Here is an 11176-nt window from a genome sequence, read left to right on the forward strand (position 1 = left end):
GCTCGATTCGTCCGGCCGCGTGCCGCCGCTGCAGCAGACGCGCGTCGCATCCTTCCTGATCTCGATCCATGGCGCGCTTGCCCGCCAGTTGGCGGTGGCCCTGCCCGGCCAGTTCACGGCCGGCTGGCAAACCGAATTGAACGCGCAGCTTCATCGCGAGATGGAGGTCGTCTCGCTGCTGATGCGCGCGACATCGTGGGCGCCCGATCCCGCGGCTCCCTATCACGCGCTGACCTGGGAAACGGCCTGGCTCTCTCAGCCGGTGTCCGGCATTGCCGATCAACGGCTGGCGACGACGGTCGATATCGCGGCCCTCGGCCACGCCGCGCACGGCGTAATCCGTCCGGCCGCCATCCTTCCGGTCGAGGCCTCGTCCGACGATCCGTTCGTCACCGCCCTGCGCCGGATTGAATTCGAAAGCAGCCGCCTGATCCAGGCGCAAATCCATTTCCTCAAGAGCGACCATCTCAAGCCGTTTCGCGATTCCGTCAGCGCAGCCGTCGGCGATCGCCATCGCCAGGTGCGGAAACTTTGGGAAGATGTGCTGGCCGGCATCGGGATCACACCGCGTGCGAACGGCAGCTGACGGATGCCTTGACCCAGATCAACGTTGTCATCCGGCGATGGCGGCACAATTCGCCGGGTCGTTCATCCCGACTGCCGGAGCCCGCTCATGAAGGCTGTTTCCGCCGAAGAAGCCGTTGCGATGATTCCCAACGGCGCGCGCATCATGGTCGGTGGGTTCATGGGCGTCGGCACACCGGAGCGCCTGCTCGACGAGCTGGTGCGCCAGAAGAAGTCGGGCCTCGCCCTGATCAGCAACGATGCGGCGACGCCTGGAAAAGGCGTCGGCAAGCTGTTCGAGGACGCGCAGGTGTCGAGCATGATCGGCACCCATATCGGGCTCAATCCGAAAGCGCAGCAGCAGATGCTGGGCAAGCAGATCACGGTGGACCTGATCCCGCAGGGCACCTTCGTCGAGCGCATCCGCGCGGGCGGCTGCGGCCTCGGCGGCGTCCTGACGCCGACCGGCGTCGGTACCCTCGTCGAGGAAGGCAAGCGGAAGATCGAGGTCGACGGCAAGCCGTATTTGCTCGAGACCGCGCTGCGCGCCGATTTCGCGCTCGTGCACGCCTTCCTTGCCGATTACGCCGGCAACCTCTCCTATGCCCTCACCGCGCGGAACTTCAATCCGGTGATGGCGATGGCGGCCGACACGGTGATCGTGACCGCGGAACATATCGTTCCGGTCGGCGTCATCGCGCCCGATCACGTCGTCACGCCGGGACCGCTGGTCGACTATCTCGTCGCGAACGGGTGATCCATGGATGCACAGACCATCATCGCGCGCCGCGTCGCCAAGGAGCTTCGGCCCGGCAATCTCGTCAATCTCGGCATCGGCATTCCGACGCTGGTCGCGAACTACGTTCCTGCCGACCTCAAGGTGTTCTTCCAGTCCGAGAACGGCCTGATCGGCACCGGCCCAATTCCCGAACAGGGCATGGCGCATCCGCTGCTGACCGACGCCGGCGGCAGGCCGATCAGCGCGCTGCCCGGCGCGGCGACGTTCGACAGCGCGATGTCGTTCGGCCTGATCCGCGGCGGGCATGTCGACATCACCGTGCTCGGCGGGCTGCAGGTCGATGCCGGCGGCCATCTCGCCAACTGGATGATCCCTGGCAAGATGGTGCCCGGAATGGGCGGCGCCATGGACCTCGTCAGCGGCGCCAAGCGCGTGATCGTCGCCATGCAGCACGCGGCGAAGGGAAAGTCCAAGATCGTCGCCAGGTGCAACCTGCCCCTGACATCGGCGCGGCCGGTGGATCTCGTGGTGACCGATCTGGCCGTCATCGCCTTCCCGGGCGGCAAGGCGACGCTGCTGGAAACCGCGCCGGGCCTGACGGTCGCCGAGGTTCTCGCCGTGACCGAAGCCGAGCTCGCGATTCCCGATGCCGTGCCCGAGATGACGCTCTGACCAAAGCGAGTCCATGCCATGCGCATTTTCAACGGGTTTGCCGAACTCAAATCGGCGGTCGGCACCGAAGTCGGTGTCAGCGAGTGGGTCGAGATCACCCAGGATCGGATCAACAAGTTCGCCGACGCCACCTGCGACGAGCAGTGGATCCATGTCGACCAGGAGCGCGCGAAGGCCGAGATGCCCGGCGGCAAGACCATCGCCCATGGCCTGCTTTCGCTCAGCCTGACTCCGATGTTCATCCGTTCGGTGATGGGCCTGAAGGGGCTGAAGAACACGCTCAACTATGGCGCGGACCGGATCCGCTACCTGGCGCCGGTGCCCGCCGGGTCAAAACTGCGCGGCCGCGTCGGCATCGCTGAGGCCGAAGACGTCCCACCGAATGGCCTGCGGGTGCACTACCGCGTGACGATCGAGATGGAGGGCGGCACCCGCCCCGCCTGCGTCGCCGAAGTCATCGGCCTGCACTACAGCTAGGCTTGCCCGGTTCAATCGATGATGTGGTAGCCGCCATCGATATAGAGCACGCTGCCTGTGATCAGCTTGGCACCGTCGAGCGCCAGGAACGCCGTCGCATTGCCGACGTCGTCGATGCTGACCAGGCTTCGTGTCGGCGCCTGCGACTGCGCCTTGTCCATCAGCTCGTCGAACTCCGGGATGCCGGACGCCGCGCGCGTCGCAAGCGGGCCGGGTGAAATGGCATGGACCCGAATTCCCTTCGGCCCGAGCTCGGCTGCAACGTAACGCACCGCGGCCTCCAGCGCGGCCTTCGCGACGCCCATGACGTTGTAGTTCTTCACCACCATCTGGCTGCCGTAATAGGTCATGGTGAAGATCGTGCCGCCGTTCTTCATCAAAGGCTCGGCGAGATGGGCCATGCGCAGGAACGACCAGCAGGAGACGTCCATGGTCTTCTGGAATCCCTCGCGATCGACGTCGACGACACGGCCATGCAGCGCGCCCTTCGGCGAGAACGCGATCGAATGAAGCAGGAAATCGAGCTGGCCCCACTCCTTCCCGATCCGTTCGAACACCTTCTCGGTCTCGCCTTCGACCATCACGTCGAGCGGCATGAAGATCGGCGACTCCAGCGCCTTGGCCAGCGGCTCGACGTGCTTCTTGGCCTTCTCGTTCAGGTAGGTCACCGCTACCTCGGCGCCGAGCGCGCGAAACGCCTTGGCGCAGCCCCAGGCGATCGACTGGTCGTTGGCGATGCCGACGATCAGGCCCTTCTTGCCCTTCAGCGCGACCTTGGTCTCGGGAAACACCGGAATGTTCATGACACTCTCTCGCGGTTCGGGTTTGGCGATGGCCGGTTCATGAGCAGCGTCAACGTGTGCTGCGCGATCATCAGCTCTTCGTCGGTCGGTACGACGTAGACGGGAATGCGGCTGTCGGACCGGGAAATCCTGCTCGCGTGCCGGGCGTTTTCGGCCGGATCGAGCGCGATCCCGAGCCATGCCAGCCTTTCGCAGATGCGGGCGCGGATCGAAACCGAGTTCTCACCGATGCCGGCGGTGAACACGAAGCCGTCGAGGCCCTCGAGTGCCGCGGCCAGCATGCCGGCGTTGAGGCCGATCCGGTAGACGAAATAGTCGATCGCGAAGGCCGCGCGGGGATCGGCGCTGGCCTCGAGCTCGCGCATGTCGTTGCTGACGCCGGACAGGCCCTTCAGGCCGCAATCGCGGTACAGGAAATCCTGAACCTGCGAAACCGACATTCCCTTCAGGGCAATCATGTACAGGATGATGCCGGGGTCGATCTGGCCAGGCCGTGTCCCCATCGCGAGACCGTCGAGTGCCGTGAATCCCATCGTGCTCTCGACACTCTTGCCCGCCTTGATTGCGCACATTGAGGCGCCACTGCCGAGATGGGCAACAATGGCGCGTCCGCCGGCGATCTCGGGCGCGACCTGCGGCAACCGCGAGGACACGTACTCGTAGGAGAGGCCGTGGAAGCCGTAGCGCCTGACGCCTTCGTCGTACAGCGCGTGCGGAATGGCGTAATGGTCGGCCAGTGCGTGATGTTCGCGGTGGAACGCGGTGTCGAAACAAGCCACCTGAGGCAGGGCCGGGAAATTGCCGAGCAGCGATTTGATCGGCGCCAGATTATGCGGCTGGTGCAGCGGCGCCAGTGGCGCGTAGCGTTCCAGCCGCGAAACCACCGCGGCGTCGATCAGCACCGGGCGGGCATGATCCGGCCCGCCGTGCACCACGCGATGGCCGACGGCCATCGGCTTGATGTCGAGCTCGTCCCGCAGCCAGGTGCCGGCGACCGACATGGCGGCCGGAACATCGGCGACCGCCTCGATCGGATAGGCCCGGTCGGCGAGCGGTTCGCCATTGGGCCCGCTGGCGCGCAGCCGCGGCCGGCTGCCGATGCCATCCATCTGGCCCTTCAGCTGCCGCCGCAGCCTGCCCTCGCCTTCCACCGCGAAGACCTGGAACTTCACGCTGGAGGAGCCGGCATTGACGACGAGGATCGTGTCCATGGCGGTCACGCCGCGGCGATGGGCGCGCTGCGGCGCCGCGCATCCGCATAGAGCGCGGCCACCGCGGCGGAGGCCATCCGCGACCGTGCGGAGTCGGCGCGCGAGGTCAAGACGACCGGAACCCGGGCGCCGAGCACGATGCCGGCGCCGTCGGCCTTGGCGAAATAGGCCAGGTTTTTCGCCAGCATGTTGCCGGATTCGAGGTCGGGCACCACCAGGATCTGCGCCCGGCCCGCGACCTCCGATCTGATGCCCTTGATCCGCGCCGCCTCGATGTCGATCGCATTGTCGAAGGCGAGCGGGCCGTCGAGCAGCGCGCCGGTGATCTGCTTGCGGTCCGCCATCTTGCAAAGCGCCGCCGCTTCGATGGTCGAGGGGATCTTCGACGTCACGGTCTCGACCGCCGACAGGATCGCCACCCGCGGCGTGGTGCCGAAGCCGGCCTGATTGTAGAGGTCGACGGCGTTCTGGATGATGTCGCGCTTGCCGTCGAGATCCGGAGCGATGTTGATGGCGGCGTCGGTGACGAACACCGTCTCGGTGTAGGCCGGCACGTCCATGACGAACACATGGCTGATACGCCGGTCGGTGCGCAGACCGCCGACTTTGGCGGTCACGCTGCGCATCAGCTCGTCGGTGTGCAGGCTGCCCTTCATCAGGACTTCGCCCCTGCCTTCATGGATCAGTTCGACGCCCTTGGCCGCGGCGGCGGATTCGGTCGGCGGTGTATCGACGATCTCGTAGCCGGAGATGTCCAGCTCGTGCTTCGCCGCCGTATCCCGGATCCGTGCGGCCGGACCGACCAGAACCGCCTTGATGATCCCGGACTGCGCGGAATCGATCGCACCGCGCAGCGAGCTCTCGTCGCAGGGGTGCACGACGATGGTGGTTACCGACGGTACCCCCTTCGCCGCCGCGATCAGGCGATCGTACTTCGCTCCCGGTCGGTTCTCGCTCGTCCCGGCTGGCTTGACATCCATTGCTCCGCTCCGATCAGCTATGAGGCCCGGGCTTTCGGGTCGAAAGGCACCGTGTTGCCTTGGCCGTCGAGCCCGAACAGCCCGGAGACCTGCTTCAATCGCTTGGCCACCTCGCCGGAGATCTCCGCGCCCGCCGACAACACGTCCTGAATGGCGGCAAAGACTCGTCGGCGCTCGTCCATGCTGTCCGGCAGGAGTTTCGGAATGGCCGCCAGTGCAGCATCGCGGTTGAGCAGCAGCATGAAGAACTGCTCGCGAACCAGCATCTTGAATTCCGCAAGCGTGATCCGGATCGACTCGTCGCTCTGCCGAAGCCGCCGCAACGCCTCGAGGCTGCGTTCATCCACCATGCCGCGGGCTGACCCGACATAGAGCAATGCGCGAACGCCGGCCTCCCGGAGGCCGCCGGAGCCGATCTTCGACGACAGCTCCGCGATGCGCTTGTGCAGCAGCTCGCGGTGTGCCGGATTCATCTCGCGGCGTTGCGAGGGGGCCGACTGCGGGTCGACGCCGACCGCCGCCTGCAATGCCGGCGAGCCGTAGATGGCCAGGAACATCGCCTCGCTGAGCGCCTCTTGCGAGTCGCGCCATTGATCGAGAGAGCCGACGATCTGCTTGGAGATCTGCTCCTGAAACGCCAGGAAAGGATTGTCCTTGGCGGCGGGCTTGCGCGCGTCGCGCGCCTTGTCCGCGGCATTCTCGACCATCTTCATCCAAGGGTTTTGACTGCTGAACGCCTCGTATTGCAGGCGGAGCGGATGCCAGTTGCGCATCATCTCCGCCATCTGCGGGGTCACCATCGATTTGACCCAGGGCTGCATGTATTTCCGGTAGGCGGCGAGGTTCATCTCCGAGACCCGCTTGGCGGTCTCGAACCGCCGCTCGTCGTCAGGCGAATTGCCGCCCATGGCACGGATGTCGTCCAGCGTACGGGCCTCGCAGCGCATCACCCACTGCCCGACCGCAAGCTCGTCGTTGACGGTGTCGGATCCCCTCGCCTCGAATGTCGCCTCGTAGAGACCGGGCGGCAGCACGTCGATCAGGTCGATGTTGCTGGAGAATTCCGCATGCTCCTTCTTGGCGACGCCGCCTGACACGAAAATGCCGAGGTGACCGACGCTCTCATGCACGGTGTAGACGATGGTCTGCCCATGGGCCCTGATCTCGTCGACATCGGCATAAAGCTCCAGGATCCAGTGCAAAGCCTGCTGCGGCGGCGTGATGTTGTCGCCTTTCGAGCAGAACACCACGATCGGCGAGCGGATATTGCGCAGATCGACTGCGCTCCCATCGGACATCTTGACCCGGCCGGCCGCCAGATTGTTGCCGATGAAGAGCTCATCGACGATGAACTGGATCTCCTCCGCATTGAGGTTGACGTGGCCGCCCCACCAGCGCTCGAACTCGAGATAGCGATCGGCCTCGGTGTCGACCTTGGCGAACACGTTGTACTGCTTGGTCCACAGCGTGTTCGAGGGGTTCTGGTTCTCGAAATTCTGCACCAGCCAGGCCCCGTCGAACTTGCCTCCGCCGAGGTCGCTGGAAAGTGCAGTCAGCCAACTGCCGCCGAGCAGCCCGCCGGAATAGCGCATCGGATACTTGCCGTGCACGCCGGCCCAGTAGGCCAGCGGCGCGCCCGCCACGATCACCGGGCCGAACAGTTCCGGCCGCAGCGAGGCGAGGATCATGATCGCCCAGCCGGCCTGGCAATTGCCGATCACGCATGGCTTGCCGTCCGCCTCGGGATGCCGCTCGGTCACCTTCTCGATGAAGATCGCTTCGGCGCGAGCAATACGCTCGATGGTCTGGCCCGGCATCGGCTCGGGCAGGAAACCGATGAAATAGCAGGGGTGCCCTGCCCGCATCGCGACGCCGATCTCGCTGTCGGCCTTGAAGCCGCCGATCCCCGGGCCGTGGCCCGCGCGAGGGTCGACCACGACGAACGGCCGGCGCTCGGGGTCGATCTCGACGCCCTGGGGCGGAATGATCCGAACCAGCGCATAATTGACAGGCTGTTCCAGCTTGCGCCCGTCGATGATCAGCTCGGCCGCATAGCTCAGCACATGCGGCGCGGTTTGGGCGACATGCTCGCGGTACTGGTCTCCGCGCTGGCGCAGAATGTCGAGGAACAGCACGCTGCGCTGCCCGGCATCCACCATATATTCGACAGCCTTGGCGACCATCCCCGACATGGGGCCGCCCGGGAGTTGCAGATTTTCCTGGGACATCGCTTCGATCCTTCCGCCAGCGCTCGGATTAAGAGCGTGCGGAGGCGGCCGCTCGTTGATCTAAGTCAATTCGCGAGCATGCCGATCGCGGCGTCTAGCGGTCGGGAGGCCCTGGTGATGCCTGAAGATTATGCAGTCAGCGAACGGCTGCGCGATGGCCGCAGCGTCAATATTCGCGCGTTGGAACCCGGCGACCGAAACGAGTTGCTGAATGCGATCGGCCGCACCGGCAGCCAGTCGCTGCAACGCCGCTTCTTCGCCCCCAAGCGCAGCTTCACGGAAAAGGAAATCGACTTCTTCACGAACATCGACTTCAGCAATCACGTCGCTCTGGTCGCGCTGGCCGAGGAGGATGGACGCGAAGTGATCATCGGCGGCGGCCGGTATGTCGTCACGGATCCCGGCACGGCCGAGATCGCGTTCGTTGTCATCGACGACTACCAGGGACAGGGCGTCGGCACGTTGCTGATGCACCATCTCGCAATTCTTGCACGCCGTGCCGGCCTCGCGGAACTCTGCGCCGAGGTGCTGCCGGAGAACACCGCGATGCGAAAGGTCTTCGGCAAATTTGGCTTTGAAGCCCGAAAAGGAATGGATCCACAGGTCGTACACCTCGCGCTGCGCCTTTAGCGCGACAGCCAGCTTGCATCAGGGCGCACTCGCTTGAGGGCTCGCCCAAACCAAACCGGGGGCGTCAGCCCCCGGTGTGTACCATTGTTTCGCCGCGTCGATCGCACTACGCGAGGAGATGGTAATTGATCAGTGTCCCGGCGCCCTTGTCAGCCTCGGTCTGGAACCCGGCCGGATCGTACTGGCCAAGCAAGGCTATGCTTGCCGTGTGAGCCCCGTCAGTGACGCTCAAGGTTCCGCCGGTTCCTTCAGCATTCGCGGTGTAGTTCAGCGTTGTGCTCGCGAAGTTGAAATCGAGCAGGTCCAGATGATTTGCCGAGCTCATGCCTGAGACGATGCCCGAGAAATCGAAGGCATGTTCAAGCGCCAGGGTGCCGGTTGAGCCGGCCGCGAAAGTCACGTCTTCGGAGGAGGCCAGCTCCAGCGTCGCCGTCCCGCTGATGAGCGCCGATCCGGAGCCGCTGATATGGCCCTCCACCGTGACATTGCCGCCATTGGCCCACAACACGCCGTCATTGACGAGGTCGCTATGAACGACGAGACCGCCGCTGCCGGTCGCCTCGAGGGTTCCGGAGTTGATGACCGAGCTCGATCCCGTATCGATGTCGAGCGAGTTGCTACCGGTTGCGACGATCGTGCCCTCGTTGACCAGGACCATTTGTCCGGCGCCTAGATGTCCGGCACCCGAAATGGTGTTGTCCACGTTGGTGAACGTGATGCCGGAGATCGCTCCGGAAATGAAGTTACCACTGCTGTCGGACAGGATCAGCTGGCCGCCGCCTTCCAGCGTGATGCCATGCTCGATGAGCTGGAGACTGGTTTCATTGCCGGCCGAATTCAGCGAGATCATGCCGGTGTTGTGGATGATGCCACTGAGCGGCAGGAGCGCACCGTCGTCGATCGTCATCGCGATCGGATTCTCGGTGAACGGCGTTTGGTCGAACACGAAGTCGTCGGCGGAAAGCGACGCAGCGCTTACGCCGTGCAGCGTGATCGACTGACCCTCACCCAGGGTGATGACGGCATTGCCGGCGCCGTCGTCAGCCGTGTGCGCCTGGATGTCGGCAAAGCTTCCGAAGCCGACATATCCGATCAGGTCGATCATGTCATGCATCGCATCGAAGCTGTAGACGACGTCGTGGCCGATCGGCTGCGAGAACACGAGCATGTCGCTGCCACCAGAGGCCGTCAGCGTATCGGTACCCGCGACGGCGAAGATGGGAGAGCCCGGAGCAAACGCTTCGACGTTATCGATGACGGCTGCGTGTCCGACGCTGCCATCGGCGTGCGTCCACGACAGCGCGACATTCAGCAACACGGCTCCGGCGTAGTCGACGGGCGGCGTGACTGACAGCGAGGACACGGTATCGGTCGTGATTGTCCAGCTGCCGTCGCTGTTGTGCGTGCCCTCGTTCAAGGTCCATCCTGCCGGGACGCCGGTAATGGTCACGGTGGTGGCCCCGACGTGATCGGCCGGATCGCTCAGCGCCAGATTGATCTCGGAGCCGGCAACGCCCGCGGGTTTCGCCACGCTCAGCGTGATGGTGTGGACGACACTGCTGTTCGTGCCGTCGCTGGCCACCACGTTGATGATGCGCGCCGGGGAATCGTCGTGCGCTCCAGATTTGACGTCGGCGTATTGCAGCCCCCTGAGGATCGTCTGGTAGGTGCTCACGGACGCCGACCCTGTGATGGACAGGGTCACCGGATCCGTATTGCTGGCGACGCTCGACGTAAAGCTCACGCTCAATCCGGCGGACGATGCAACTGAGGCTGCGGCCGAACTGAGCGAGAGGATCTCCCTGATTTGGGTTCCGGAACCGTTATCCTGAGGATTCGTGAGTGTAATCGTCAAGGACACCAGATTCGCCGAGTCAGCGTCGGTAATCGTCGCCGAAGTCGCGATCGATAGCGGCGACATCTGCGACGGATAGCTCGCCGTGTTATCATTGCCGGGATCCGCTCCGTTCAGATCGACGACCGGCGGGGCGCCCGTCGCGTTGATGGTGATGTTGGCGGTGTCGGTTGCGGTGGAGAAGGCCGTCGCACCTCCATTGGTGGAGGTATTCACGCCGGTCGCGCCGTTCGACCCGCTGGTTTGGTCCCAGGCACGGAATGTGACCGCGCTCGTCACGGTCCCGGCAAAGCCCGAGGTCGGCTGGAAATAAAGCCGCGTGTTGGCGTCGGCCGACAGCAGCAGGGCCGACGTGCTCGACACCGCACCCACAGCCGTCCACGATCCGCCATTGTTGGTGGAGAAGAACCAGGTGCCGTTGCTCGTGTTGGTGCCGACCAGCGCGATGCCGGTCACGGCACCAGTGTCGGCATCCGTGACGTTATCCAGCCCGCCAAGCGGCGGATTGAGATCGATCAGCGCCGAAACCAGCGTCCCGACGGCGCCGACCGGCGCGCCCGAGCCCTGGTTTTCGGACGCGAGCACCGGGGTCTTGGTCGCGTCCAGAACCGGCGCGTCGTTGGTGCCATTGATGGTGACGTCGATGAGCTGCGTGGCGGTGCCGTCGAGCGACTTCACGGTGAGCGTATCGTGTACCTGCGCGCCGCCTGCGAGCGCCTGGACATTGGCCTGGGCATTGCCGAGCGTGTAGCCCCAGACGCCGGTGGCGGGGTTGAAGGTGAACGTGCCGTAGGTGCCGGCCAGCGACGCCGGGGTCTGGAACTGGTTCTGCCCCGTATCCACATCATTGGCCGTCAGCGTATTGCCCGCCGTCAACCCGCCGTCCTCGGTCACCGACCCGCTCGCGGTGCCCGTGATGGTCGCCGCATCGTTGGTGCCGTTGATGGTGACGTCGATGAGCTGCGTGGCGGTGCCGTCGAGCGACTTCACGGTGAGCGTATCGTGTACCTGCGCGCC

At 64.9% G+C, this 11176-nt stretch carries 10 protein-coding genes; 5 read left to right on the forward strand and 5 right to left on the reverse strand.

Going from position 1 to position 11176, the window contains the following annotated elements:
- The first annotated feature begins 19 nt into the window (after positions 1-19).
- From JQ633_RS13615 to JQ633_RS13630, 4 genes are all read left to right on the forward strand, one after another.
- Positions 20-586, forward strand: a complete 567-nt coding sequence (locus JQ633_RS13615; protein ID WP_349631558.1) for a hypothetical protein — start codon at positions 20-22, stop codon at positions 584-586.
- A gap of 87 nt (positions 587-673) precedes the next feature.
- On the forward strand, positions 674-1321 hold the full coding sequence (locus tag JQ633_RS13620; RefSeq protein WP_211985517.1) for a CoA transferase subunit A: 648 nt from the start codon (positions 674-676) through the stop codon (positions 1319-1321).
- Between the two features lie 3 nt (positions 1322-1324).
- Positions 1325-1975, forward strand: a complete 651-nt coding sequence (locus JQ633_RS13625) for a 3-oxoacid CoA-transferase subunit B (protein ID WP_211985518.1) — start codon at positions 1325-1327, stop codon at positions 1973-1975.
- 18 nt (positions 1976-1993) lie between these two features.
- Positions 1994-2452 carry a MaoC family dehydratase gene (locus tag JQ633_RS13630; RefSeq protein WP_211985519.1) on the forward strand — a complete coding sequence of 153 codons (459 nt, stop codon included), beginning with the start codon at positions 1994-1996 and terminating at the stop codon, positions 2450-2452.
- A gap of 11 nt (positions 2453-2463) precedes the next feature.
- On the opposite strand, the gene fabI is transcribed toward JQ633_RS13630, so the two are convergent.
- Genes fabI through JQ633_RS13650 form a run of 4 tightly spaced genes read right to left on the reverse strand, consistent with a single transcriptional unit; the run spans position 2464 to position 7674 of the window.
- Positions 2464-3255: an enoyl-ACP reductase FabI gene (gene fabI, locus JQ633_RS13635; protein WP_211985520.1), complete on the reverse strand. Its 792-nt coding sequence runs from the start codon at positions 3253-3255 to the stop codon at positions 2464-2466.
- Positions 3252-4466 (reverse strand): acetate/propionate family kinase, encoded by a 1215-nt coding sequence (locus tag JQ633_RS13640; protein ID WP_211985521.1) that lies wholly within the window; start codon positions 4464-4466, stop codon positions 3252-3254. The genes fabI and JQ633_RS13640 overlap by 4 nt, the downstream gene beginning before the upstream one ends.
- A gap of 5 nt (positions 4467-4471) precedes the next feature.
- A complete protein-coding gene (locus JQ633_RS13645; RefSeq protein WP_211985522.1) occupies positions 4472-5446 on the reverse strand; it encodes a phosphate acetyltransferase in 975 nt (324 codons plus the stop codon).
- Positions 5447-5463: 17 nt separating this feature from the next.
- Positions 5464-7674, reverse strand: coding sequence for a DUF3141 domain-containing protein (locus JQ633_RS13650; RefSeq protein ID WP_211985523.1), 2211 nt, complete (start codon positions 7672-7674; stop codon positions 5464-5466).
- A gap of 117 nt (positions 7675-7791) precedes the next feature.
- On the opposite strand from JQ633_RS13650, the gene JQ633_RS13655 reads away from it, so the two are divergent.
- Positions 7792-8304, forward strand: coding sequence for a GNAT family N-acetyltransferase (locus JQ633_RS13655; RefSeq protein WP_211985524.1), 513 nt, complete (start codon positions 7792-7794; stop codon positions 8302-8304).
- A 106-nt stretch (positions 8305-8410) separates the two neighbouring features.
- Here JQ633_RS13655 and JQ633_RS13660 read toward each other — a convergent pair.
- Positions 8411-11176 (reverse strand): VCBS domain-containing protein (locus tag JQ633_RS13660; protein WP_211985525.1); only part of this gene is annotated, 2766 nt, incomplete at its 5' end.

Origin of the sequence: Bradyrhizobium tropiciagri (assembly GCF_018130505.1) — a bacterium.
Taxonomy (GTDB): domain Bacteria; phylum Pseudomonadota; class Alphaproteobacteria; order Rhizobiales; family Xanthobacteraceae; genus Bradyrhizobium; species Bradyrhizobium tropiciagri_B.

Bases quoted from the DNA above. Each gene is read 5' to 3' on its own strand.
- JQ633_RS13625 (WP_211985518.1), top strand. From the start codon at position 1,325: ATGGATGCACAGACCATCATCGCGCGCCGCGTCGCCAAGGAGCTTCGG.
- fabI (WP_211985520.1), bottom strand. From the start codon at position 3,255: ATGAACATTCCGGTGTTTCCCGAGACCAAGGTCGCGCTGAAGGGCAAG.
- JQ633_RS13630 (WP_211985519.1), top strand. From the start codon at position 1,994: ATGCGCATTTTCAACGGGTTTGCCGAACTCAAATCGGCGGTCGGCACC.
- JQ633_RS13620 (WP_211985517.1), top strand. From the start codon at position 674: ATGAAGGCTGTTTCCGCCGAAGAAGCCGTTGCGATGATTCCCAACGGC.
- JQ633_RS13645 (WP_211985522.1), bottom strand. From the start codon at position 5,446: ATGGATGTCAAGCCAGCCGGGACGAGCGAGAACCGACCGGGAGCGAAG.
- JQ633_RS13655 (WP_211985524.1), top strand. From the start codon at position 7,792: ATGCCTGAAGATTATGCAGTCAGCGAACGGCTGCGCGATGGCCGCAGC.
- JQ633_RS13640 (WP_211985521.1), bottom strand. From the start codon at position 4,466: ATGGACACGATCCTCGTCGTCAATGCCGGCTCCTCCAGCGTGAAGTTC.
- JQ633_RS13650 (WP_211985523.1), bottom strand. From the start codon at position 7,674: ATGTCCCAGGAAAATCTGCAACTCCCGGGCGGCCCCATGTCGGGGATG.